We start from the raw sequence: 25050 nt of genomic DNA on the forward strand, positions 1-25050 counted from the left end.
GGCGCGGGCACCGCGACCGTGACGCCGCGTGCCGGGCACTCGGCGGCCGACCGGGGGTGAAGCAGGACCGACCCGGTGGGAAGCCGCCCGGCGGCGGGCCGGCGGCCGTCTCCCACGCGTACGCCAGCCACTGACCCGGTCGGCAACGGGCGGGCGCCGGACGGCGATCCGGCACCGACCGAGGGCACCGACGCGCGGCGGCCCCGCCCACCGCCGGGCGCTCAGCGCCGGGCGCTCAGGGCTGCGGCCAGCGCCGCCGTGGCCGCCGCCGCCAGGGCGGCGGCCGTCAGCGGCAGCAGCGGCAGCGGCACCTCCGCCGCGCGGGAGCCGGTGACCAGCCCGGTCACGGCGGCGTTCGCCGGGGAGCCGGTCGCCACCAGCACCGCCCCCGCGCCGGCGAGCGTCGCCGGCACCGTCCACGCCCGGCTGCGCAGCAGCGGCCGGTTGCACAGCGCCCCCACCGCCGTGCCCAGCAGCGCGCACGTCAGTGTCGCCAGCAGCCCCGCGCCCGTCGCCGCCGCCACCGGGACGGCGGTCTCCGAGGCGCGGTCCGAGCCGTGCGGGTCGCTGATGAGCACGACCACGGCCACGCCCGCCGCGCCCAGCACGCACGCCGCCGCGAACGCCGCGGCCAGGCTCGCCAGATGGGCCCGCGCCGGGCCCCCGGCCGCGGCCAGGCAGGCCCGCGCGGCGGGCGGCTCCACGCCGGTGCACACCCGCACCAGCCACGCCGCGACCGGCAGCACCGCCGCGGCGGCCACCCCCAGCGAGTCCAGCACGGCCTGCCCCGGCTGGACACCGACGGCCACGGCCGCCGCGTACACCAGCAGCGGCGGCAGCCAGCGGTGCGAGCGGGCGAGCAGGGCGAGTTGGTAGCGCACGAGCGCGGTCACGGCGCGGGGTCCTCCTCCGGTTCGTACGCCACGGGGTGCACGCCGCGGATGTGCCAGCCGGGGCTTGCGCCGAGCAGCGCCCGCAGCAGGGCGTCGGACTGCGCGGCGGGGACCGTCAGCCGGCAGCCGCCGCCGGGCAGTTCCTCGTACAGCGGCGCCCCCGGCAGGTCGCCGGGCACGGGGGAGCCGGGCCGCCCGACCGCCTCGACCGCCACCGCGGGGCCGCCGCCCGCCGGCCGGGCCACGACCCGGCCGCCGCCGGCGCGGTAGGCGGCGTACGGCACGTCCGCCAGCCGCCGCGGGTCGTGGTCGACGAACACCACCGCCCCGCCCGCCGCCAGCCGCTCCCCGACCGCCGTGTCCAGCTCCGCCCGCGCCTCGGCGTCCAGCCCGGTCCACGCCTCGTCGAGCACCAGCAACTCCGGCTCGGCGAGCAGCGCCTGCGCCACCGCGACCTTCTGGCTGCCGCCCTTGGACAGCTCGTCCAGCGGCGTACGCGCCGACTCCCCCGCCCCGAACCGCGCCAGCCACTCCCCCGCCCGCCGCCGCGCCTCGGGGCCGCGCAGCCCCTGCACCCGGCCCAGGTGCGTCAGGTAGCCGAGGGCCGTCAGCGGCAGCGCCGCGGGGAAGCGCTCCGGCACGTACGCCGTGCGCGCGGGGCGGCCGGTGACGCGCCCGGCGCTCGGCAGGTCGATGCCCGCCAGCAGCCGCAGCAGCGTCGACTTGCCGCCGCCGTTGGCGCCTTCGACGCGTACGAGCGCACCCGCCGGCACCCGCAGATCGACCCCGCGCAGCACCCAGGGACCGCGTCTGCCGTAGCGCCGCCCCACGCCGTCCAGCCTCATGGATCCGGATGATTTCACGGCGGCGCACCCGCGGCGACCGCACCGACGTGCGCCGGGGCGGCCGGACCGCTTACGGTGCACGGGCCGTTGGACTATTTTGTGGGACTTCAAGCGCGACCGGTGGTGGGAGAGTTCTGATGGTGGACACACAGGGCGGCGGCCGGGCGCCGGTGATCGACACCACCGTGCCGCAGTCGGCGCGTATCTGGAACTTCTGGCTCGGCGGCAGCGACAACTACCGCGTCGACCGGATCGCCGGCGAGGAGTACGTGCGGCTCTCGCCCGGCATCGTCGACATCGCCCGCGCCTCCCGCGCCTTCCTCGCCCGCTCCCTGCGCCACCTCGCGGCCGGGGCCGGGACACGCCAGTTCCTCGACATCGGCACCGGACTGCCGACCGCCCAGAACACGCACGAGATCGCGCAGGCGATCCACCCGTCGGCGCGGGTCGTCTACGTCGACAACGACGCGATGGTCCTCGCGCACGCGCGCGCCCTGCTGGTCTCGCGGCCCGGCGGTACGTGCGACTACGTCAACGCCGACGTGCACGAGCCGGACGCGGTGCTGGCCGGTGCGGCGAAGACGCTGGACTTCGACGAGCCGGTGGGGCTGATCCTCAGCGGGATCGTGGGGCACGTCGCGGACTACGACGAGGCGCGCGCGATAGTGGCCCACCTGGTCGACGCGCTGCCGGCCGGCAGCCACCTGACGCTCAGCGACGGTACGGGCGTGGTGCACCGGGAGATGCGGCGGGCGCAGGACGCGTACAACAGGAGCGGTGCGGTGCCGTACGTGCTGCGCACGCCGGAGGAGATCGAAGGCTTCTTCACGGGCCTGGAGCTGCTGGAGCCCGGGGTCGTGTCGTGCCCGCGATGGCGGCCGGAGGGCGGCGGAGACCCGGAGCCGGTCGACCAGTTCGGCGGCGTGGGACGGAAGGAGGGCAGCTCGTGACGGAGACGGAGTTCGACCCGGGGGCGGTACGGGCGCTGGCGTTCGACATCTTCGGCACCACCGTGGACTGGCGCACGGGCGTCGCCGAGCAGGTGACGCGGGTGGCGCGGCGGCGCGGCGTCGAGCTGGACGGCGAAGCCTTCGCCGACGCGTGGCGGGGGAAGTACCTGCCGTCGATGGGCCGGGTCAACGGCGGCGAGCGCCGGTGGGCGTACCTCGACGTGCTGCACCGCGAGTCGCTGGACGAGCTGCTCGAACAGCACGGCGTCGCCGCCGCCTTCGATGACGCCTCCCGCGGTGAGCTGGTACGCGCCTGGCACCGGCTGCCCGCGTGGGAGGACGCGGCCGAGGGCCTGGCGCGGCTGCGCGGCCGGTACGTGGTGGCGGCGCTGTCCAACGGCGGCTTCGCGCTGCTCACCCACCTGGTGAAGGCGGCGGGGCTGCCGTTCGACTGCATCCTCTCCGCCGAGCTGGCGCAGCGCTACAAGCCGGACCCGGCGCCGTACCTGACGGCCGCGCGGCTGCTGGACGTCGAGCCCGGTGAGCTGCTGATGGTGGCCTGCCACGGCTGGGACCTGGCGGGGGCGCGCGGCGCGGGGCTGCGGACGGCGTTCGTGGCGCGGCCGCTGGAGAACGGCCCGGCGGGCGGGGCGGACGGCGCGGCGGAGGTGGCGGGCGAGGTAGCGGCGGCGGACTTCGGGGACCTGGCCGACCGGCTGGGCTGTCCGTGACGCTGCCCGCAGGCACCGTCCGTACGTAGGCGGTCAGCCGCTCGGCGCGTGCTTCGCCGCCTCCGGTGCCAGCTCGTCCCAGGCGACGGTGCGATCGCACCAGCGCTCCAGCAGCGTGCGGTCGTGGCCCACGGCCAGCAGCGCGGCACCGGAGGTGCGGCGGTAGTCCTCGACGGCCGCGACCAGTGCCGCCGTGGTGGAGGCGTCGAGCATCGCCGTCATCTCGTCGCACACCAGGATCCGGGGGCGGAGCGCCAGCGCGCGGGCGAGGCAGGCGCGTTGGAGCTGGCCGTCGCTGACCTCGTGCGGGCGGCGGGCCAGCAGGTCGGGGGTGAGGCCGACGAGGCCGGCCAGCTCCTCGGTGCGGGCGGGGGCCTCGGCGCGGCGGCCGGTGGCGCGCAGCGGCTCGGCGATCAGGGCGGCCAGCGTCAGTCGCGGGTCGGCGGCCAGGCGGGGCTGCTGGAAGACGACGCCGAAGGCGGTGCGCTGTGCGCGGGGCGCCCGGTGGCGCCAGCCGCGTACGGGCTCGCCGTCGAGCAGCACCTCGCCGGCGTGCGGGCGGTGCAGCAGCGCGGCGACGCGGGCCAGGGTGGACTTCCCGCAGCCGCTGGGGCCGAGGAGCCCGGCGGCCTCGCCGGGGGCGAGGGTGAAGGAGACGTCGCGTACGACGGGGGCGCGGCGCTCGTATCCGGCGGTGACGGCGCGGAGCCTGAGCGGGGACGGGGCGTCAGCGGGCATCGACGGCCTCCGGCTGCTGGGGCGGACCGGGTTCGTCGGTCCGCTGCGTCGGCAACTGCTTCGCCGCGGGCGTCCCCGGCTGCCGCTTCGGCGGCGGTACGGCGGCGGGGGGCACCGGGTGGTGGCACGCGACCCCCGCCGTCAGCGCCGGCACCGCCTCGCAGGCGGCCGTGGCATACGTGCACCGCGGCGCGAAGGCGCAGCCCGGCGGCAGCGCGCCCAGCTCGGGCGGCAGGCCGGGGATGGGTGTGAAGCCGCGCTCCGGGAGGGCGTCGAGGAGGCCGCGGGCGTACGGGTGCCGAGGGCCGGGGGCGCCGAAGAAGTCGGCGGCGGCGGCGAGTTCGACGATCCGCCCGGCGTACATCACCGCCACCCGGTCCGCGATCCGCTCCGCGGCGGCCAGGTCGTGGGTGATCATCAGCAGCCCGCGCCCGTCGTCGACCTGCCGGCGCAGTTCGTCGACGGTGCGCTCGACGAGGTCGCGGTCGAGTCCGGTGGTCGGCTCGTCGGCCAGCAGCAGCGGCGGGCCGCCGACGAGGGCGAGGGCGGTGGCGGCGCGCTGGGCGAGGCCGCCGGACAGCTCGTGCGGGTAGCGGTCGAGGTGGTCGGCGGGGAACGCGGCCCGCGCCGCGGCCTCTTCTGCGGCGGCGCGCAGCCCGGCCTTGGGGGTGCCGGTCAGCTCGCGGACGACCTCCTGGAGCTGGGAGCGCACGGTCCGTACGGGCGTGAGGTGCGCGGCCGGAGACTGCGGTACCAGGCCGACGCGGCGGCCCCGCACCCGGCGGGCCAGCTCCGCCTCGCCGGCGCCGAGCAGTTCCAGCTCGCCGAGGTGCGCGGCGCCCGCGGTCTCGGCGTTCTCCGGCAGCAGCCCGAGGAGCGCCGAGGCGAGCACGGACTTGCCGCAGCCGCTCTCGCCGACGAGCGCGACGCACTCGCCGGGGGCGAGGGCGAGGGAGACGTCGGTGACGGCGGCGACGTACCGGCCGCGGCGCATCCGGAAGCGGACCGACATCCGGTCGAGGGCCAGCAGTGGCGCGGCGGCGGCACTGCCGGTGCGGTCCCGGTCCGTGCGGTCCCCGTCCGTGCGGTCCCCGTCCGTGCGGTCGGTGCGGTCGTCCGTGCGGTCCGTCACAGCGTCAGCTCCGATCGGCGGCGCGGGTTGAGCCGCTCCCGCCACGCACCGGCGAGACCGGCGACGGCGAGGGTCGGGATGATGATGAACAGGCCCGGGAAGAGGGTGGGCCACCAGTCCCCCGCCAGCAGCGCCCCGCGCGCGCCCTGCACCATCGCGCCCAGGGACGCCTGGTGCGGCGGCAGCCCGAGGCCGAGGAACGACAGCGCCGACTCGTGCCAGATGGCGTGCGGCACCATCAGCACCGCCGCGAGCCCGGCCTGCGGCAGCACCCCGGGCACGAGGTGGCGGACGGCGACCCGGGTGCGCGAGGCGCCGCCGGAGACGGCGGCGTCCACGAACGGCCGGCCGCGCAGCGACAGCACCTCGGCGCGCACGATGCGGCAGGTCGACACCCAGTGGGTCAGGCCCACCGAGGCGACGACGGGCCACACGCCCGGCTGGAACAGGGCGACGATGAAGATGCCGAGGAGCAGGTGCGGTACGGAGGCGAAGACGTCCACGAGCCGCATCACGGCCCGGTCGACGTGCCCGCCGAGCGCGCCGGCCAGCGCCCCGACGGCGGTGCCGACGACGGTGGCGACGAGCGCGGCGACCACGCCGACGAGCAGCGAGACGCGCAGTCCGTAGACGCAGCGCAGCAGCACGTCGCGGCCGACGTCGTCGGTGCCGAAGAGGTGGGAGAGGGACGGCGCGGCGAGCTTGTTGCCGATGTCGACGGCCTGCTGGTCGAGCTGGACCAGCGGCGGTACGACGAGCACCGCGAGGACGGCGAGCGCGACGACCGCCGCCGAGGTGCGGACGCGCAGCGTGCGCACCGACTTCCGGCCGGTGCCGCGGGTGCGCCAGCGGGCGGCGTCGGGGGGCCCGCCGGGGACCGCCGCCTTCTGCACTGCCTCAGCCATCGAAGCCCACTCTCGGGTCGGCGAGCCCGTACAGCAGGTCGGACAGCAGGTTGCCGAGGAGCACCGCCGCGGTCGCCAGCACGGTGAGCGCGGCGAGCAGCGGGAAGTCGACGGACGTGGCGGCCTCGACGGTGGCCGCGGCGATGCCGGGCCAACTGAAGACGGTCTCGATGAGCAGGGCACCGGTGATCAGCTCCGGCACCCGGGTGCCGATCAGCGTGAGCACCGGCAGCAGCCCGGAGCGCAGCGCGTGCCCGAGCAGCACGGTGCGCTCGGCGAGCCCGCGGGAGCGGGCGCCGCGCACGGGGTCCTCGTCCAGGGCGTCGCCGACGCCCTGGCGGACGTAGAGCACGAACCACGGCATCTGCGAGACGGCGAGCACCGACGCGGGCAGCACCACGTGCTCGGCGACCTGCCCGAAGCTGACGACGTCGGTGCCGGTGTCGGTGAGGCCGCCGGCCGGCAGCGCGTCGAGCTGGAGCGCGAAGAGCCAGACGGCGAGCAGCCCGAGCCAGAACGGCGGCGCCGCCTCCAGGGCGTACGCGACGGAGGTGACGGCCCGGTCGAGCCACCCGCCGCGGCGGCGGGCGGCGAGGACGCCGAGCAGCGTGCCGACGACGATGGCGACGGCGAACGCGACCGCGCACAGCAGCACCGTCCAGCCGATGCGCTCGCCGATGACGTCGGCGACGGGCTGGCGCATGCTGGTGGACTCGCCGAGGTCGCCGGTGGCGATGCCGGAGAGCCAGTCCCACCAGCGGGTGACGAACGGGTCGTCGGCGCCGAGGCTGTCGCGGAGCTGGTCCAGCGCCTCCTGGGAGGCGCTGAACCCGGCGGTGCCCGCGTACGCCTTCACCGGGTCGAACGGCGAGGCGGCGGCGATGGCGAACACCCCGAAGGTGACGGCCAGCAGGACGGGGACGGCGTACAGCAGCCGCCGTCCGGCCATCCGTGCCATCGGGGCCAGCGGCAGCCCGGTCACGGCGCGGGCTGCCAGCTCTCGACGTTCCACCAGGGACCGCTGCCGAAGCCGTGCTCGTGCGGCTCGACCTGGGTGGTCAGGCCGCGCCAGGTGTCGGCGATGACGTAGATGTGGTCGATGTGGGTGAGGAAGATGTAGCCGGGGTTCTCGGCGAGTTCCTGCTGCACCTTGTCGTACGCCCGCTTGCGCTCGGCCTTGTCGCCGCTCTCGCGGCCCTCGACGAGGGCGGTGTCGACGTCCGGGTTCTCGTACGAGGCCATGTTGTTGAAGCCCTGGCCGGCCAGCTCGGAGTAGAGCATCGGGTAGAGGTCGAAGTCGGGGTCGGCGGGGCTGCCGCCGCCGGCGAGCACGGCGTCCTCGCCCATCCGCGGCTCGATGACCTCCCAGGTGCCGGACTCCACCTTGGCCTCGATGCCGACCTTCCTGGCGTCGCCGGCGAAGGCGAGGGCGTGCTCCTGGCGGAGCTTGTCGCCGGAGGGGTAGTAGAGGGTGAACGAGGCGCGCTGCCCGTCCTTCTCCCGGATGCCGCCGTCGCCGGCGCGCCAGCCGGCGTCGTCGAGGATCTGCTCGGCCCGCTCCGTGTCGTACGGCCGCTCGGTGCCCTTGGCGAACCACTCGCTGTCGGTGGGCACGGGCCCGTACGCGGCCTTGCCCCGGCCCTCCAGCAGCTTGTCGACCATGGCGCCGCGGTCGACGGCCACGTCGAGGGCGCGGCGGACGGCGAGGTCGCCGGTGACGGGGTTGTCGGTGGGCAGGGTGACGGCGCGGTGGTCGGCGGTGGTGGCGGCGAGGGTCTGCTTGTCGTCGTCCTCGGCGAAGGTCTTGGCGAGGTTCGGCGGCAGGATGGCGCCGTCGAGGTCGCCGGAGCGCAGCCGGGTGGCGCGGATGTCGTCGTCGGCGATGACGGCCATCGTCAGCTTCTTCACCTTCGGTTTGCCGCCCCAGTAGCGGGGGTTGGCCGAGAAGGTGAGTTTCTCGCCCTTGCGCCAGTTGTCCAGGACGTACGGGCCGGTGCCGACCGGCTCGGTGTTGAACGCGCCGGTGTTGACGTCGCCCTTGGCGGCGACGTGCTCGGGCGCGATGGGCAGCACGGTGCGCTCGGCGAAGGCGGCGTAGGGGTACTTCAGGCGGAAGACGACGGTGTCGTCGCCCTCGGCCTCGACGCTCTCGACGGCTTCCAGGTCGCCCTTGGAGGGGTTGTTGGTGCCCGGGTCGAGGATGGTCTCGTAGGTGAAGACGACGTCGGCGGCGGTGAAGGGCTCGCCGTCGCTGAACGTCACGTCGTCGCGCAGCTTGTACGTGTACGTGGTGCCGTCGTCGGTGACCTCGGGAAGCGCGCGGGCGAGGGCGGGCTCCAGCTCCATGTCGCCGGTGCGGGCGAGGAGTCCGTCGAAGAGCTTGGAGTTGCCGTCCTTGCCGTAGCCGAGGAGCGGGCTGAGGGTGTCGGGCTCGTTGGCGACGCCGACGACGGCGGCGGTGCCGTCGCCGCCGGAGGCGCCGGAGTCGTCGTCGGCGTCCGGGTTCGAGCAGGCGGCGGCCCCCGCGAGCACCGCCGCCGCCGTGACCGAGACCGCTGCGCGTATGCCGCGGACTGACATGCCCACTCCCCTGTTGAAGACCGGCTGTTATTGCGAACCGTTCGCAATTAGAACCCATGATCGGTGCGCGGCGCAATGCGCAGTCCACTCCGCGGGCATCCGGCGGGCGGGCGGTCCGCCGAGGTCAGCGGCCGGTTCCCGGCAGGGCGACACGGAGCCTTGCGTCGACCGGGTGGCCCGGGGCGGGACACGGCGGCTGTTACGGATATTACAGGATATTACGGGGCATTCAGGGACGTAGCATCCGGTGTCCCGTACCCCACCGGGAAGGACACCCATGGCTCTCCCCCCGCGCTCCCGCACCCTGGCCGGCGGCGCCTGCCTGGCCGTGCTCGCCGGCTCCGGCTACGGCTGGGCGCTCGCCGCCGGGCCCGCGGCCGGCGGCCCGGGCACCAACGTCCTCGTCGTCGGCAGCGACTCCCGCGCGGGGCTGACCGAGGAGGAGAAGAGCCGCTGGCACGCGGGCGGCGAAGCCTGCCGGTGCGCCGACGTGATCATGGTCGTGCACCTGTCCGCGGACGGCCGGCGCGCGAGCGTCGTCAGCCTCCCCCGCGACTCCTACGTGCCCTTCGCGCCGCACGACGACGGCGAGGGACCCGCCGTCCACTCCGGGAAGATCAACGCGGCCCTCCGGCACGGCGGCCCCGACCTGCTGACGCGCACCGTCGAGCGCGCCACCGGGCTGGACATCGACCACTACGTCCAGGCGCGCTTCAAGGGCTTCGTACGGGCGGTCGACGCACTCGGCGGCGCACCGGTGTGCACGAAGAAGCCGATGCGCGACGAGAACTCCGGCATCGACCTGACGCCCGGCAGGCACCATCTCGACGGCGGCCGGTCGTTGCAGTACGTCCGGACCCGGCACAGCGGCCACGGCGACATCGACCGGGTGCGGCGGCAGCAGCGGCTGGTCGCCGGCCTCGCCGGGCAGCACCTGGCCGCGGGCACGCTGAAGGATCCGCGGACGGCGCACGCCCTCGTCGGGGAGGTCGCCCGCGGGCTGCGCCCGGGGCCCCGGACCAGCGTGGCGGACATGCTGGCGCTGGCCTGGAAGGCACGCCATCTGCGGCTGCGGGACACGGAGTTCGCGACCGTGCCGCTGGCGAGCATCAGCCACCCCGCCGGCACGTGGGGCTCGGCGGTGAAGTGGAACGACGCGCGGGCGCGCACCATGTTCGGGCGGCTGGCCGGGGACCGGCCGCTGGCGCCGGCCGACCGGCGCGGGCCGCGCGGCGGCTTCGACTGGAAGGGCCGGGTCGCCCCCGGCGACCGCATGGACTGCGACTGACGCCGAGGGCGCGCGGCCGGGCGCCGCGCGCACGCGAACGGCGCCGCCGGGCATGGGACCGGCGGCGCCGCGCCGCGCGGCGGGTCAGCGGACCCGGCGCACGTCCACGTCATCGGCCTTGACGAAGCCGATGCGGTGGCCGATCTGGACGATGTGGTACTTCGTCTTGCCGCGGACCACCGTGCGGTCCCCCGGCGCGGAGCCGTCGAAGGACACCGCCCGGTAGTACTCGCCGGGGACCGTGCCGCCGTAGGAGTACGCCTGGCCGGCCTTGAACTCGTACGGGTGCGCGGAGATCGGCTGGTACGGGATCTCCGCCGGGTACGCCGCCTCCTCCGGGTACGCCCGGCCGTAGACCGGCACCGACTCCTTGCCCGGCTTGGGCGTGACGACCTTCCCGGCGGTGAACTCGGCGACCCGCGCGCCCGCGGGGTTGTGGAACCAGCCCTTCAGGCCGTGGTACCAGATCGCCACCCAGTCGCCCCTGCGCTCGGCGACCGCGTACCGCTGCCCGGCCGAGGCCCGGCTGCCGATGTCGGAGACGTGCATGTCGGACGCGCGGCCGTCGGGGTGCAGACCGATGTCCGCCAGCAGCGGGGAGTCCGCGTCGGGCTGCGTGTGCAGGATCACCGACGACGAGGGCGCGAGCGGGCAGGGCTCCTTGGGGTCGGAGCCGGACTCGTAGCTGCACCCGGTGAACTGCGGCCGGTTCTCCTCGAAGTCCGGCTTGATCAGCACCATCGCCCTGGCGGACCCGCCCGGGCTGCGCAGCGGGGCCTTCAGCAGCTCGAAGTAGCGCTCCCAGTCCCAGTACGGGCCCGGGTCCCAGTGCATGCCGGGGATGTTCGGCGTGGTGGTGCCGGGCACGTTGTCGTGGCCGATGATGTGCGTGCGGTCCAGCGGGATGTCGTACTTCGCCGCCAGGTAGCGCACCAGCGTCGCCGAGCTGCGCATCATCGCCTCGGTGTACCAGGTGCCCTGGTCCTTGGCGAAGCCCTCGTGCTCCAGGCCGATGGACTTGGCGTTGATGTTCCAGTTGCCGGCCTGCCAGGCGACGTCCTTGTGCTTGACGTGCTGGGCGATGTGGCCGTCCGAACTGCGCAGCGTGTACTGCCAGCTCGCCGCGCGGGTGGGGTCCTGGACCATGTTGATGACACCGGGGTAGCGGCCCTCGGTGTCGTGGATGACCAGGTACTCGATCTTCTGGTCGCGAGGCCGGTTCGCCTTGTCGTGGTTGACGTACGCCTGGATGTCGTCGGGATCGGTCTGGCGGTACGTCGCCGGGATCCACTCGCAGCCGAGCCGGGCCGGGCACTCGACCTCGTCGTCCTGGAGCCGCGGCAGGCCGAGTTCGCCGAGCCACCGCTGCTGCGGGGTCAGGGCCGGGTGTGCGGCGAGCCGGACGGCGTGGCCGTCGTCGGTGGTGCGGGCGGCGCCGTCGCGGATGGTCGCGTACACCTCGTCGGCGAAGGCCGCCGCGTCCTGCTCGAACGCGGCGCCCGCGTACTTCGCGACCGCGCCGTACCAGTCGGCGGGGTCGGCCGAGGCCGGTGCGCCCAGTTCGTCCTGGTACGCGGCCAGCAGCGCGGCGCCGCCGGCGATGTTCTCGACGGGCCTGGCGCGCAGCGTCGCCTCGTCGGTGCCGGTCAGCTCGGCGGCGGCGTACAGCGTGGTGAGCGCGGGGCCGAACCTCTCGTCGCCGACGGGCCGCTCGGTGTCGCCGCGGGGGTCCTCCGCGGTGCCGCCGTGGTGGTCCTCGGCGAGCACGGTGGGCGCGTCGGTCAGGTGCATGGGGCCGAAGCCGGCGTCGGTGCTCGGCTCGCCGGCGTGGGTGTCCCAGCGGGACTCCAGGTACGACACGCCGAGCAGCACGCTCTCCGGCACGCCGTACTCCCCGGCCGCCGCGGCGTACGCCGCCTGCCGGGTCGCGGGCGCCGCTTCCCCGCCGTCACCGGCGGCGGCCGGGAGGGACGCCGAGGTGAGCGGCAGCAGCAGAGCGGCGGCGACGGCGGCCGTCGCCCAGGGTCGTCTTCGAAGGCTCGCGCCGAGGCGGGTGGCCGGGAGAGCAGGCAACGGTACTCCTCAGGGGTCGGGACGAGGGGGTGCGCGTGCGCGTGCGGTGCGTATCAGGGGTACCGACTGGGCAAGGCAGCCGTCAATCCCTTCCATGGGCACGAAAGTTGCACGTCAGCCCGGCTGCCGCCCATCTGCGCGGCGGCACTGGTCCAGACCGGTGTCGGCGGCCGGCCGCGGCCTGTGACCGCGACCGGCCGCCTTACGGCCGCCGGGCCAACCCGCCCGGTTGCCCGGCGGCCGGTCTAGGGCACCCGACGGCGCCGGGCGAGCCAGGTCTGCGCGATGACGACGACCACCAGGAAGCCGCCGCTGACGACCTGCTGGTAGGCGGAGTCGAGCGAGCCGATCTGGTTGATGACGTTCTGGATCACCTTCAGCAGCAGCACGCCGACCAGCGAGCCGCCGACGAAGCCCATGCCGCCGGAGAGCAGCGTGCCGCCGATGACGACGGCGGCGATGGCCTCCAGCTCCATGCCGTAGCCGAGGATGGTCACGCCGGAGTCGAGCCACGCGGCGTTCAGCGCGCCGGCGAGGCCGGCGAGCAGCCCGTTGAGGGTGTACACCAGCGTCTTGGTACGGGCCACGGGCGCGCCCATCAGCGCGGCGGCGTCCTCGTTGCCGCCGACGGCGTAGACGTGCTGCCCGAAGCGGGTGCGGCGCAGCACCACGCCGCCGGCGACGAAGAGCGCGGCGGTGATCCAGACCGGGACGCCGATGCCCAGCAGGTCGCCCTGGCCGAGGTCGGCGAAGAACGAGCCCTCGGCGACGAGGAAGGTCTCGGCGCCCTCGTCGGTGATCGCCAGCATCACGCCGCGGGCGCCGAGCATGGCGGCGAGCGTGACGATGAACGGAGCGAGCCGCAGCCGGGCGATGAGCAGCCCGTTGACCAGGCCGAAGAGTCCGCAGACGGCGAGTGGCAGCAGCAGCGCCACCACCGTCCCGTGGCGCGAGCCCCAGGCGGCGAGCACGCCGCCGAGGACGAAGACCGAGCCGACGGACAGGTCGATGCCGCCGGTGACGATGACGAAGGTCATGCCGAGGGCGACGATGGCCAGGAAGGCGGAGGAGTCCGCCATGTTGCCGATGTTGCCGGTGGTGGCGAAGGAGTCGAAGGACAGCGAGGCGACGGCGGCGATGGCGACCAGCGCGACCAGCGCGCCGTGCTGCTGCGCCAGCGCGCTCAGCCGCTCGCCGCGGCGGCCGCCGGGCGGCTCGCCGGCGTCGTACGCGACGGGCCGGTCGGCGGCGGTTTCGTCTTTCACGACGGTCACCGCTTCCCCCTCTCCCGGGCGGCGTAGACGGCGAGGATGATCACCACGGCCTGGGCGATCTGCGTCCACGACGGCTCCAGGTCGTGTTTGATCAGGGTGGCCGTCAGCAACTGGATCAGCACCGCGCCGGCCACCGTGCCGCCGATGCGGACCCGCCCGCCGGTCAGCGGCGTGCCGCCGACGACGACGGCGGTGATCGCGGACAGCTCCATCAGGTTGCCGAGCGAGGTGGGGTCGCTGGCGGACAGCCGGGCGGTGGCCAGGAAGCCGGCGACGGCGGCGAGCACGGCGCACACGACGTACACCACGATCAGCACCCGGCGCACCGGCAGCCCGGCGAGCTGCGCGGCGGGACGGCTGTCGCCGATGGCGAGCAACTGGCGGCCGAAGGTGGTGCGGCGCACGACGAAGCCGACGACGAGCGCGAGCGCCGCCGCGATCAGCACCACGTACGGCACGCCGGCGAACTCGCCGGAGCCGAGGGTGGCCATGCCCGGGTCGCGGATGTCCTCCAACTGCGGCAGCAGCACCAGCGCCAGCCCTCGGGCGCCGACCATCAGCGCGAGCGTGGCGACGATGGGCTGGACCCCGATGAACGCGATGAGCGAGCCGTTGGCCAGGCCGACCGCGGCCCCGCCGACGACCGCGACGATCAGCGCGATCCACGGCCCGTAGCCCATGTAGAGCGCGACCAGCGAGGTGGACAGGGCCATGACCGAGCCGACGGACAGGTCGACGCCCTCGCTGCCGATGGCCAGCGCCATGCCGAGCGCGACGATGACGACGGGGGCGACCTGGACGGCCTGGGTGCGGAAGTTCTCGGCGGACAGGAAGTGGGGGGTGAAGGCGATGTTGACGATCAACAGGAGGGCGACGCCGACGTAGACGCCGTACTCCTGGAGCCAGCGCAGCACCCGCTCGCGGTCGGCGGGCAGCGCGCGGCGCAGCGTGAGGTCAGCCATGGCCGCCCGCCCCCGCACCGGCAGCGCCGGGCGCCGGGGCCGGGTCCGCGCCCGGTTCCGCGGCGGCGGCGATGGCCTCCATGAGTCTGTCCTCGGTGACGTCGTCGCCGGTCAGCTCGCCGACGACGGCGCCGTCCCTGAGCACCACCACGCGGTCGGACCCCTCGATCAGCTCCTCCACGTCGGAGGAGATCAGCAGCACGCCGAGGCCGTCCTCGGCGAGTTCGTCGACGAGCTTCTGCACCTCGGCCTTGGCACCGACGTCGATGCCGCGCGTCGGCTCGTCCAGCAGCAGCACCTTGGGCTGCATGGCCAGCCAGCGGGCCAGCAGCACCTTCTGCTGGTTGCCGCCGGACAGTTCGCCGACCTTCTGGTGCGGGCTGGCGGCCTTGATGCGCAGCCGGTCGACGAACGTCTCGACGACGGCGTCGATACGGGCCTCGGAGACGAGCCCGTAGCGGGACATGCGCGGCAGCGCGGCCAGCGCGATGTTCTCGCGGACCGAGAGGCCCGGCACGATGCCCTCGGACTTGCGGTCCTCCGGCAGCAGGCTGATGCCGGCGCGGATCGCGGCGGGCGTGGAGCCGGTACGTACCGGCACGCCCGCGACGGTGACGCGGCCGGCGCCGAGCGGGAGGGCGCCGGCGATGGCCTTTGCGGTCTCGGTACGGCCCGAGCCCAGGAGTCCGCCGAGGCCGACGACCTCGCCGGGGCGGACGTCGAGGGAGACGTCGTGCAGTTGGTGCCGGCGCGTCAGGCCCTCGGCGCGCAGCACCGGCTCCGCGGCTGCCCCGTCGTGGTGCTCGCCCGAGAACTTGGTCAGGCCCTCGGCGCGCACCTCGCCCATCTCCCGGCCGAGCATGAGGGAGACCAGCCGGAGCCGGTCGAGGCCGGCGAGCGGGCCGGTGTGCACCACGCGGCCGTCGCGCAGGACGGTGACGGCGTCGCAGACGGCGTACAGCTCGTCGAGGCGGTGGCTGACGTAGACGACGGAGACGCCGTCGGCGCGCAGCCGCCCGATGACGCCGAAGAGGGTGTCGACCTCGCGGGGTTCGAGGGAGGAGGTGGGCTCGTCCATGACGACGACGTCGGTGCGCCCGGCCGCGGAGACGGCGCGGGCGAGGGCGACCATCTGCTGCGCGCCGACGCCGAGTTCGGCGAGCGGGCGGCGGACGTCGACGCGTACGCCGTAGTCGAGGAGCATGCGCTCGGACTCGCGGTGCATCCGGCCGAAGTCGATGAGGCCGCCGCGGCGGCGCGGCTCGCGGCCGAGCAGGAGGTTGCGGGCCACGCTCATCAGCGGGATGAGGTTGACCTCCTGGTAGATGGTCGAGATGCCGGCCTGCTGGGCGGCCAGCGGGGTGGCGAAGGACGTCCGCGCGCCGCGGTAGGTCAGCTCGCCCTCGTCGGGCCGGTAGACGCCGGTGAGGACCTTGATGAGGGTGGACTTCCCGGCGCCGTTCTCGCCGACGAGGGCGTGCACCTCGCCGGCGCGGGCGGTGAAGTCGACGCCGTCGAGGGCGAGGACGCCGGGGAAGCGCTTGGTCAGGTCGCGTACGGCCAGGACGGCGGGGCGCTTCGCCGCGCCGTCCCGGGCGTCCGCCGGGGGCGGGCCGGCGGGCCGGGCGGGCCCGGAGGACCCGCCCGGCCCGTGCCGCTCGGGCGGCTCTTTCGCTGCGGCCATCGGCGTCAGAACGCCTTGCCGAGGTCGGCCTCGGCGTTGTCGGCGGTGTACTCGCTGTCCTCGATCACGATGTCCTGGCCGACCTCCTCGCCCTTGGTGAAGGCGTCGAGGGTCTCGAAGGCCAGCGGGCCGAAGCGCGGGTTGGACTCGATGACGGCGTCGATCCAGCCGTCGACGATGCCCTGGACGGCGTTGCGGGTGCCGTCGATGGTGACGATCTTGACGGCGCCGGGCTCCTTGCCCGCGCCCTTGAGGGCGTTGACCGCACCGAGGCCCATCTCGTCGTTCTCGGCGTAGATCCCGGTGATCTCCGGGTTGGACTGGATGAGCTGCTCGGTGACCTGCTGGCCCTTCTCGCGGGCGAACTCGCCGGTCTGCTCGAAGACGACGTCGAGGTCCGGGGCCTTCTCGGCGATACGGTCCTTGAAGCCCTTGGTGCGCTCGGTGGTGACGTTGTTGCCGGGCGCGCCCAGCAGGATGGCGATCTCGCCCTTGCCGCCGGTGGCCTCGATCATCTTGTCGGCGGCCCGCTTGCCCTGCTCGGTGAAGTCGGAGCCGATGAAGCTGACGTAGTCCTTGCAGGGCTCGGCGTTGATCTTCCGGTCGATGGTGACGATCGGGATCTTCTTGTCCGCAGCGGACTTCAGCACCGGGTCCCAGCCGTCGGAGTTCAACGGGGCGATGACCAGCAGGTCGGCGCCCTTGGCGATGAGGTCCTGGACGTCGCTGATCTGCTTGGAGAACTGCGACTGGGCGTTGGCGGTGAGCAGTTCGATGCCGCGCTCGTCGGCCTCGGCCTTGATGGAGGCGGTCTCGGCGATACGGAAGGGGTTGGCCTCCTTCTCGGACTGCGAGAAGCCGACGGTGGCGCCGGCGAGGTCGATCTCCTCGGCTCCGTAGTCGCCGATCACGCAGGTCGGGCCCGAGCCCTCGGTGACCTTCTGCTCGCTGCCCTTGGCCTCCTCGGAGCCGGCGGCGCCGGTGCTCCCCTCGTCGTCGTCCTCGGACTTGGCGCACCCGGCGGCGAGCGCGAGGCTCGCGCTGAGCGCGACGGCGAGGAGGGTTCTGGCGGCGGTACGGGCGTGCGGCTTCATGGTGATACCCCAATTCGGGCGGTGGAGTACGAGGGCCGGGTCGATGCGCGGAACCGGAAGAATCACGGGATGTTTTACATCGTTGGAAGGAAGCTGTAAACACCTCCCGCAGCACGGACTTGTCCGGCGAAGATCCCCATGGCCCCTGCGCCGTACGGGAGTTGACGAACCGTCAGCGCTCGGCCGGGCAGGCCGGGGCACCCGCCAGGGGCCGGCCCGGGCGGGTCGCTCCGCAGGGGTCAGCCGCTGGCGCGACCCCGCGTGCTTTCCCGCTCCACCAGCGAGAACGCGGGGTGCATCTCCTGCGACTCCGGCACGCTGCCGTCGCCGTGGGCGGCGTCGAGACGCTTGACCAGCGACTCCACCGCGAGCCTGGCGATGGCCCGCTTGTCGGGCGCGATGGTGGTCAGCGTGACGGCCCCGTAGCGGCTCTCGGTGATGTCGTCGAAACCGACCACCGCCACGTCCTCCGGCACCCGCAGCCCCCGCTCGGACATCACCCGCATCGCACCGATGGCGATCAGGTCGTTGTACGCGAAGACCGCGTCCGGCCGCTGCCCGGAGTCCAGCAGCGCCGCCATGGCCGCCGCGCCGTCGGCCCGCTCCCAGCCCTCGGTGTTCGCCACCAGCGACTCGTCGACCGGCACGCCGCGATCGGCCAGCTCCGCCCGCCAGCCGAGAAGTCGCAGGTGGGCGGGTTGGTGGGCGCGGTCCGCGCGGGCGCCGAGAAACGCGATCCGGCGGCGGCCGAGGTCCAGCAGATGGCCGACCGCCTGCCGGGCGGCGGCGATGTTGTCGATCGCGATGTGGTCGTACGGCAGGTCGTAGCGCCGCTCGCCGAGCAGCACCAGCGGGGACTCCTCGGCCCGGCCGCGCAGGTCCTCGGTCTCCAGCTCCAGCGGGCTGAGGATCAGCCCGTCCATCACCCGGGCGCGGAAGCCCTGGCAGACCAGCAGCTCCAGCTCGCGCCGGCCCTGGGTGTGGTCGAGCAGGACGGTGAAGTCGTGCCGCGCGGCCTCGTCGATGACGTGTCCCGCCAGCTCGGCGAAGTAGGGGTTGCCCAGTTCGGGCACGGCGAGCGCGATGATGCCCGTTCGGCCTTTGCGCAGGTGGCGGGCGGTCAGGTTGGGGCGGTAGCCGAGGTCGTCGATGGCCTGCTGCACCCGCGCCCGCATCGCCGGCGTGACGTGCGGATAGTTGTTGACCACGTTCGAGACGGTCTTCACCGACACGCCCGCCCGCTCGGCCACATCCTTCAGGCTGACTCTCACCGCGTTCCTCCTACGCCGTTTGGTCATGCACTGGACACAACGCAGGAGGCGTGCTGTCATGCCAACTGCCCTTGTTTCCAACGTTATACAAGACGCCCGGGGGCAAAGGGCAGACCCGGCACCCGCATTCTCCGACTTCCGGAGGTACCCGTGCATCCCTCCCTCAGACGCGTACGGCGGCGACTGCTGCGCTGGCCGACGCCCATCCTCGCCGCTCTGGCCCTGACCCTGGTCCCCGCCGGTCCCGGCTTCCCGGCCACGGGCGCCGACGGCCAGGCCGCCGCCGAGGCCGCCGGCTCCCGAGCGGCCGGCGAGGCCCACGGCCTCAAGGGCGAGTACTACACCCACAGCGCCCCCGGCGCCTTCGACTTCGACCGGTTGCAGGCCACCGCCTTCGACCCGTCGCTCGACTTCGACAACCTGGAGCCGCGCCTCGCGGCCCGCGCCGGCCAGGCCGACGACGTCAGCGTCCGCTGGACCGGCGGGATCACCCCCGAGGTCTCCGGCGCGCACACCTTCCACGTCAGCGCGGACAACGGCTTCCGCCTGTGGGTGGACGGCGAGACCGTCATCGACCACTGGGTCGACGACTGGGACAACGAGCAGACCTCGCAGCCCGTGACCCTGGAGGCGGGCCGGACCTACGACATCAAGGTGGAGTACTTCGAGCACCACGGCGGCTCCAACTTCCACCTGCGCTGGAGCGAGCCGGGCGCCGAGAAGGAGGCCGTGCCGCAGTCCGCGTTCTCGCTCCCCGCGGACTTCGACTACACCGGCCCGACCGAGGTCGCCGTGCAGCCCGACGGCCGCACGCTGACCATGGACTTCGCCCAGCCGCTCGCCGCTCCCCCGGCGACGTTCGACGAGCATCTGGAAGCCGTCATCGGCGGCGCCGACTGGCCGCGCGCCGCGGCCGAGCTGGACCCCGGCGACCCCACCCGGCTGATCGTCCCGCTCGACGAGCCGGTCGTCGGCCAGGGCGGCTCCGCCGACGTGCGCTACGACGGCGAGGGCGGCCTGACCGGCGCGGACGGCGCGGCGGTCGGCGAGTTCTGGACCTCGGGGGCCAACGACTCCGAGTACCAGTTGCGTACGAAGTGGGCCGACGACGTCGACACCGACGCCCCGCTCCCCGAGTACCCGCGCCCGCAGCTCACCCGCGAGGACTGGCAGAGCCTCAACGGCGAGTGGCAGTTCGCCGGCGCCGAGGAGGGCCAGCGCCCGCCGTTCGGCCGCACGCTGGACGAGAAGATCGTCGTGCCGTACCCGGTCGAGTCCGAGCTGTCCGGCGTCCAGCGGCACGAGGAGCGCATGTGGTACAAGCGCACCTTCACCGTGCCGCGGGACTGGCGCGTCGGCCAGCGCGGCGAGCGGCTCCAGCTCAACTTCGACGCGGTCGACTGGAAGGCCGACGTCTGGCTCAACGGCAAGCAGGTCGCGTCCCACAAGGGCGGCTACGACCGGTTCAGCGCCGACGTCACCTCGGCCCTGCGCGGCCACGGCAGGCAGGAGCTGATCGTCGGGGTCTACGACCCGACCGACTCCGCCGACGGCGAGAACCCGCCGATGGGCAAGCAGCGGCTCTCCCCCAGCGGCATCTGGTACACCTCCTCCTCCGGTATCTGGCAGTCCGTGTGGATGGAGCCGGTGCCCACCGACCGCGCCGAGGACCTGAAGATCACCCCCGACGTGGCCGGCGAGCGGACCGCGGTGCAGGTGCGCGGCGTGCGCCCCGGGGTGCCGGTCACCGCCACCGCGTACGACGGCCGCCGCCCGGTCGGCACCGCCACCGGCAGGACCGGCGAGTCGCTGACCGTGCCCGTACCGGACCCGCGGCTGTGGTCGCCGGACGACCCGCACCTGTACGACCTGAAGGTGACCGTCGGCCGCGGCGGCTCCGCCGACGAGGTGCGCGGCTACTTCGGCATGCGCACCGTGGGCGTCGAGACGGTCGACGGGCAGCGGCGGATGACGCTCAACGGCGAGCCGGTGTTCTCCATGGCCACGCTCGACCAGGGCTTCTGGCCCGAGGGCATCCACACCGCGCCCACCGACAAGGCGCTGAAGTACGACCTCGAAGCGCACAAGGAGATGGGCTTCAACTCCGTGCGCAAGCACATCAAGGTCGAGCCCGACCGGTGGTTCCACCACGCCGACAAGCTGGGGCTGCTGGTGTGGCAGGACATGCCGTCGATGAACACCAAGACGCCCTCGGACAGCTCCCGCACGCAGTTCGAGCACGAGCTGAAGGAGATGATCGAGCAGCACGACAGCCATCCGTCGGTGGTCATGTGGGTGACCTTCAACGAGGGCTGGGGCCAGTACGACCAGGCCCGTATCGCCGACTACGCCAAGGAGCTGGACCCGACCCGGCTGGTCAACAACATGAGCGGCCACAACTGCTGCGGCGCGGTCGACGGCGGCAACGGCGACATCTCCGACGCGCACGGCTACCCGAGCGCGCAACTGCCCGCGCCCGACGGGAAACGCGCGCTGGTCAGCGGCGAGTACGGCGGCCTGGGGCTCGCCATCCCGGGCAACGCCTGGCCGGTGCGGCACACCTACGTGGGCGTGGACCGCGAGGCGTACACCGAGGAGTACCTGATCAAGCTGGCCGAGATCGAGCGGTTCGCCGCCTGCGACGGCAGCAGCGGCGCCGTCTACACCCAGATCACGGATGTGGAGGGCGAGCTGAACGGACTGCTCACCTACGACCGGAAGGTCGTCAAGCCGGATGTGGAACGCATCCGGGCCGCCCACGAGGCGCTGATCGAGGGGTCCGCGGACGGCACCCTCACCTGCGACGCCTCCTGACGCACCCGCCCGCCCCCGGCCGCGGCACCCGCCGCGGCCGGGGACCGGGGGCGGGCCCCCGCGCGCCCGGCGGTTGCGCCGGACACGCCGAGTACCAGGCACCAGGCACCCTCCCCTTCCAGGACCCCAGGGACCCGACATGCCTCCTCCGCTCAACCGACGCCACTTCCTGCACGCCTCCACCGCCGGGGCGTCCGCGCTGGCCCTCGGCGCCACCGCCCTCCCGGCGCACGCGTACGTGCCGGCCGCCGCCGCCCGGCCGCCGCGCACCCCGTACGGCGCCGCCGCCTTCGGCAAGCTGCCGCTCGGCAGCGTCGCCCCGCGCGGCTGGCTCGCCGGGCAGCTCGGCACGCTCCTCGGCGGGCTCTTCGGCCGCTACGACCGGATCTCCCACTTCCTCGACTTCGACGCCTCCGGCTGGGTGCACCCCGACCGCGCCGGGTGGGAGGAGGTCACGTACTGGCTGCGCGGCTACGTCTCGCTCGCCGCGCTCACCGGCGACGCCGCCGCGCAGGCGACCGCCCGCCGCTGGATCGACGCCATCCTGGCCACCGGGCAGCCCGACGGCTTCTTCGGCCCCGCCCGGCTGCGCACCGCGCTGAACGGCGGCCCCGACTTCTGGCCGTACCTGCCGCTGCTCCAGGCGCTGCGCAGCCACGAGGAGTTCACCGGCGACGAGCGGATCGTGCCGTTCGTGCTGCCGTTCCTGCGCTTCATGAACGCGCAGGGCAAGGGCGCGTTCGACTCCAGTTGGGTGTCCAAGCGGTGGGGCGACGGCATGGACATCGCGTTCTGGATGCACGCCCGCACCGGCGAGGACTTCCTGCTGGAGCTGACGGACAAGATGCACGAGTGGGGCGGGGACTGGGTGGACGACTTCCCGGACCTGCACAACGTCAACGTCGCGCAGGGCTTCCGGGAGCCCGCGCAGTACGCGCTGCGCGCCGGCGACGCCGGGCTCACCCGGGCGACGTACCGCGGCTACGAGCGGATCCTGGCGGAGTACGGGCAGTTCCCCGGCGGCGGCTTCGCCGGGGACGAGAACGCCCGGCCCGGCTTCGGCGACCCCCGGCAGGGCTTCGAGACCTGCGGCATCGTGGAGTTCATGGCCAGCCACGAGCTGCTGACCCGGATCACCGGCGACGCGCTGTGGGCCGACCGCTGCGAGGAGCTGGCGTTCAACCTGCTGCCCGCCGCCACCGACCCGGCGGGCCGCGGCGTGCACTACGTGACGAGCGCCAACTCCGTCGACCTGGACGACGTGCGCAAGAACGACGGCCAGTTCCAGAACGGCTTTGCGATGCAGTCGTTCCAGCCGGGCGTCGACCAGTACCGCTGCTGCCCGCACAACTACGGCATGGGCTGGCCCTACTTCACCGAGGAGCTTTGGCTGAGCGCGCCGGACGGCGGGCTCGCGGCGGCGATGTACGCGCCGTGCGAGGTGCGCACCCGGGTCAACGGCACCGACGTGACGATCACCGAGGAGACGGACTACCCGTTCACCGAGACCGTCACCCTGCGGATCGCCACCGCGCGGCCGGTGCCCTTCACGCTGCGGCTGCGCGTGCCCGGCTGGTGCGACGCGCCGGAGGTGGCGGTCAACGGGCAGCCGGTGGCCGCGGCGCCCGGGCCGGGCTTCGCCCCGGTGCAGCGGAGCTGGGCCGACGGCGACACCGTCGTGCTGCGGCTGCCGCAGCGCACGTCGGTGCGGGTGTGGGACGCCAACGGCGGTGCGGTGAGCGTCGACCGGGGGCCGCTGACGTACTCGCTGCGCATCGGCGAGTCGTACGAGCGCACCGGCGGCACCGACGACTTCCCGCACTTCGCCGTGCACGCCACCACCCCCTGGAACTACGCCCTGTCCCCCGGCGCTCCGGAGGGGCTGGCGTTCCACCGCGACGACGGCCCGCTGACCGGCGACCCGTTCACCCACGAGCACACCCCGGTGCGCATCACCGCCCCGGCGCGCCGGCTGCCGGAGTGGGTCGCCGACCGGCAGCACGTCGTGGCGCCGCTCCAGCAGAGCCCGGCGCAGAGCGGGGCGGCGCCGGAGACGGTGACGCTGATCCCGATGGGCGCGGCCCGGCTGCGGATCACGGCGTTCCCGACGGCGGCCCCGGACGGTACGCCGTGGGTGCCGGAGCCGCCGCACCACCGGGTGCAGAACAGGCACAGCGGCAAGGTGCTGGCGGTGGAGGGGATGTCGCTGGAGAACAGCGCGCGGGTCCACCAGTTCGACAACTCCGGCACGTCCGACCACTCCTGGCAGTTGCTCGACCAGGGCGGCGGGCTGCTGCTGATCCGCAACGGGCACAGCGGGAAGGTCCTCGGCGTGGACGGCATGTCCACGGAGAACAGCGCGCCCGTCGTGCAGTACGGGGACAACGGCACGCCGGACCACCTGTGGCGGATCGTCCCCGACGCGGACGGCTGGTTCCGCATCCGCAACGAGCACAGCGGGAAGGTGCTGGGCGTGGACGGCATGTCGACGGCGAACAGCGAGCAGGTGGTGCAGTACGACGACAACGGCACGGCGGACCACCTCTGGCGGCTGGTCGCGGCGCCCGGCTGACCGCGCCGTACCCGCCGGTCCGTACGGGCGGCGCGGGCGGTGTACGTGCCGCGCGGGCGGGCGGCCTCGTCGCACGGATGCCGGCCGCCCGCGCGTAGCGTGGCCCCATGAGCAATCTCGACGTGAGGCCCCCGGTCGCCGCGTGCGGCGGGCGGGCGGATGTGACGGCGGAGCCGGTGCGCGAGGTGCTGGAGGCGCGGCACATGCCGCTGGGCGAGAGCACGGTCGTCCGGCGGCTGCTGCCGAACCTGGGCCGGCGAATGGTCGGCGCCTGGTGCTTCGTGGACCACTACGGTCCCGACGACATCGCCGGCGAGCCGGGGATGCAGGTGCCGCCGCACCCGCACACCGGGCTCCAGACGGTGAGCTGGCTGCACGACGGGGAGGTGCTGCACCGCGACAGCCTCGGCAGCCTGGCGACGGTCCGGCCGCGGGAGCTGGGGCTGATGACGGCGGGCCGGGCCGTCTCCCACTCGGAGGAGTCGCCGCGCGACCACCCGCGGCTGCTGCACGGCGCGCAACTGTGGGTCGCGCTCCCCGACGCCCACCGCGACACCGCGCCCGCCTTCGAGCACCACGCCGTGCTGCCGCGGGTGGCCGGCGGCCGGGGCCTGTCGGCGACGGTGGTGCTCGGCGAGCTGGCCGGAGCGGCGTCGCCGGGGACGACGTACACGCCGATCGTCGGCGCGGACGTCACCCTGGCGGCGGGCACGGAGGCGCGGCTGCCGGTGGAGCCGGACTTCGAGTACGCGGTGCTGACGATGTCCGGCGAGGCGGAGGTCGACGGGCTGCGGCTGGCGCCGGAGTCGATGGTCTACCTGGGCTGCGGCCGTACGGAGCTGCCGCTGCGCGCGGACGTGGACAGCTCGCTGATGCTGCTGGGCGGGGAGCCGTTCGCGGAGCGGATCGTGATGTGGTGGAACTTCGTCGGCCGCCACCACGACGAGATCGACCGGGCCCGTCGGGACTGGGCGAGCGGCACCCGCTTCGGCGAGGTCCACGGCTACGCGGGCCCCCGGCTGGAGGCGCCCCCGCTGCCGCCGACGCCGCTGAATCCGCGCTGAGATCCGGGTCGTTCACCCGCCGCCGCGCCTCCCGGCGCCGGCGGCGGGCCACGTTATGGGCCCCGCTGCCGGGGGAACAACGGGGCCCGAACAGAAGACTACGCGTCAGTAGCGCTCTTGCGAAGCCACCCGCGCGCGCCGGGACGCAATCCGGCCACCTGCGGCATTGCCTGTTCAGGC

At 74.2% G+C, this 25050-nt stretch carries 19 protein-coding genes; 6 read left to right on the plus strand and 13 right to left on the minus strand.

The window, feature by feature from the left end; all coding sequences use genetic code 11:
• Positions 1–221: 221 nt before the first annotated feature.
• Complete coding sequence (locus tag QBL21_RS20120; RefSeq protein ID WP_407563618.1) at positions 222–893, minus strand: ABC transporter; 672 nt, start codon at positions 891–893, stop codon at positions 222–224.
• The gene (locus QBL21_RS20125) at positions 890–1738 is read right to left on the minus strand and encodes an ATP-binding cassette domain-containing protein (protein ID WP_407563619.1); all 849 of its coding nucleotides are present in this window, start codon (positions 1736–1738) and stop codon (positions 890–892) included. The genes QBL21_RS20120 and QBL21_RS20125 overlap by 4 nt, the downstream gene beginning before the upstream one ends.
• Before the next feature lie 137 nt (positions 1739–1875).
• Here QBL21_RS20125 and QBL21_RS20130 point away from each other — a divergent pair, with 137 nt between their 5' ends.
• Both QBL21_RS20130 and QBL21_RS20135 read left to right on the plus strand, forming a co-directional pair.
• Entirely contained in the window at positions 1876–2688 is an 813-nt protein-coding gene (locus tag QBL21_RS20130; protein ID WP_407563620.1) for an SAM-dependent methyltransferase, read from the plus strand.
• On the plus strand, positions 2685–3419 hold the full coding sequence (locus QBL21_RS20135) for a haloacid dehalogenase type II (RefSeq protein ID WP_407563621.1): 735 nt from the start codon (positions 2685–2687) through the stop codon (positions 3417–3419). Before QBL21_RS20130 ends, QBL21_RS20135 begins: the two co-directional genes overlap by 4 nt.
• A gap of 33 nt (positions 3420–3452) precedes the next feature.
• Here QBL21_RS20135 and QBL21_RS20140 read toward each other — a convergent pair whose 3' ends face one another.
• From QBL21_RS20140 to QBL21_RS20160, 5 genes are all read right to left on the minus strand, one after another.
• Entirely contained in the window at positions 3453–4157 is a 705-nt protein-coding gene (locus tag QBL21_RS20140) for an ABC transporter ATP-binding protein (protein WP_407563622.1), read from the minus strand.
• On the minus strand, positions 4147–5169 hold the full coding sequence (locus QBL21_RS20145) for an ABC transporter ATP-binding protein (protein ID WP_407566484.1): 1023 nt from the start codon (positions 5167–5169) through the stop codon (positions 4147–4149). The genes QBL21_RS20140 and QBL21_RS20145 overlap by 11 nt, the downstream gene beginning before the upstream one ends.
• Before the next feature lie 116 nt (positions 5170–5285).
• A complete protein-coding gene (locus tag QBL21_RS20150; RefSeq protein ID WP_407563623.1) occupies positions 5286–6194 on the minus strand; it encodes an ABC transporter permease in 909 nt (302 codons plus the stop codon).
• Complete coding sequence (locus QBL21_RS20155; RefSeq protein ID WP_407566485.1) at positions 6187–7152, minus strand: ABC transporter permease; 966 nt, start codon at positions 7150–7152, stop codon at positions 6187–6189. The genes QBL21_RS20150 and QBL21_RS20155 overlap by 8 nt, the downstream gene beginning before the upstream one ends.
• 20 nt (positions 7153–7172) lie before the next feature.
• Positions 7173–8774 (minus strand): ABC transporter substrate-binding protein, encoded by a 1602-nt coding sequence (locus QBL21_RS20160; protein ID WP_407563624.1) that lies wholly within the window; start codon positions 8772–8774, stop codon positions 7173–7175.
• 277 nt (positions 8775–9051) lie between these two features.
• On the opposite strand from QBL21_RS20160, the gene QBL21_RS20165 reads away from it, so the two are divergent.
• Positions 9052–10062, plus strand: coding sequence for an LCP family protein (locus tag QBL21_RS20165; RefSeq protein WP_407563625.1), 1011 nt, complete (start codon positions 9052–9054; stop codon positions 10060–10062).
• Between the two features lie 84 nt (positions 10063–10146).
• On the opposite strand, the gene QBL21_RS20170 is transcribed toward QBL21_RS20165, so the two are convergent.
• The 6 genes from QBL21_RS20170 to QBL21_RS20195 all read right to left on the minus strand — a co-directional run bounded on the left by QBL21_RS20170 (position 10147) and on the right by QBL21_RS20195 (position 18420).
• Positions 10147–12135: an N-acetylmuramoyl-L-alanine amidase gene (locus QBL21_RS20170; protein WP_407563626.1), complete on the minus strand. Its 1989-nt coding sequence runs from the start codon at positions 12133–12135 to the stop codon at positions 10147–10149.
• Between the two features lie 245 nt (positions 12136–12380).
• Positions 12381–13409 (minus strand): ABC transporter permease, encoded by a 1029-nt coding sequence (locus QBL21_RS20175; protein ID WP_407563627.1) that lies wholly within the window; start codon positions 13407–13409, stop codon positions 12381–12383.
• Positions 13406–14371 (minus strand): ABC transporter permease, encoded by a 966-nt coding sequence (locus tag QBL21_RS20180; protein WP_407563628.1) that lies wholly within the window; start codon positions 14369–14371, stop codon positions 13406–13408. Before QBL21_RS20180 ends, QBL21_RS20175 begins: the two co-directional genes overlap by 4 nt.
• Entirely contained in the window at positions 14364–16055 is a 1692-nt protein-coding gene (locus QBL21_RS20185; RefSeq protein ID WP_407563629.1) for a sugar ABC transporter ATP-binding protein, read from the minus strand. The genes QBL21_RS20180 and QBL21_RS20185 overlap by 8 nt, the downstream gene beginning before the upstream one ends.
• Before the next feature lie 5 nt (positions 16056–16060).
• The gene (locus QBL21_RS20190; RefSeq protein ID WP_407563630.1) at positions 16061–17149 is read right to left on the minus strand and encodes an ABC transporter substrate-binding protein; all 1089 of its coding nucleotides are present in this window, start codon (positions 17147–17149) and stop codon (positions 16061–16063) included.
• Between the two features lie 239 nt (positions 17150–17388).
• Entirely contained in the window at positions 17389–18420 is a 1032-nt protein-coding gene (locus QBL21_RS20195; protein WP_407563631.1) for a LacI family DNA-binding transcriptional regulator, read from the minus strand.
• A 186-nt stretch (positions 18421–18606) separates the two neighbouring features.
• Between QBL21_RS20195 and QBL21_RS20200 the strand changes: the two genes are divergently transcribed.
• The 3 genes from QBL21_RS20200 (at position 18607) to QBL21_RS20210 (ending at position 24870) form a co-directional block, all read left to right on the plus strand.
• Entirely contained in the window at positions 18607–21234 is a 2628-nt protein-coding gene (locus QBL21_RS20200; RefSeq protein WP_407566486.1) for a PA14 domain-containing protein, read from the plus strand.
• A 139-nt stretch (positions 21235–21373) separates the two neighbouring features.
• On the plus strand, positions 21374–23806 hold the full coding sequence (locus QBL21_RS20205) for an RICIN domain-containing protein (RefSeq protein ID WP_407563632.1): 2433 nt from the start codon (positions 21374–21376) through the stop codon (positions 23804–23806).
• A 107-nt stretch (positions 23807–23913) separates the two neighbouring features.
• Positions 23914–24870 (plus strand): pirin family protein, encoded by a 957-nt coding sequence (locus QBL21_RS20210; RefSeq protein WP_407563633.1) that lies wholly within the window; start codon positions 23914–23916, stop codon positions 24868–24870.
• Positions 24871–25050: the final 180 nt, after the last annotated feature.

Source organism: Streptomyces sp. 184, from assembly GCF_045781775.1.
Taxonomy (GTDB): Bacteria; Actinomycetota; Actinomycetes; order Streptomycetales; family Streptomycetaceae; genus Streptomyces.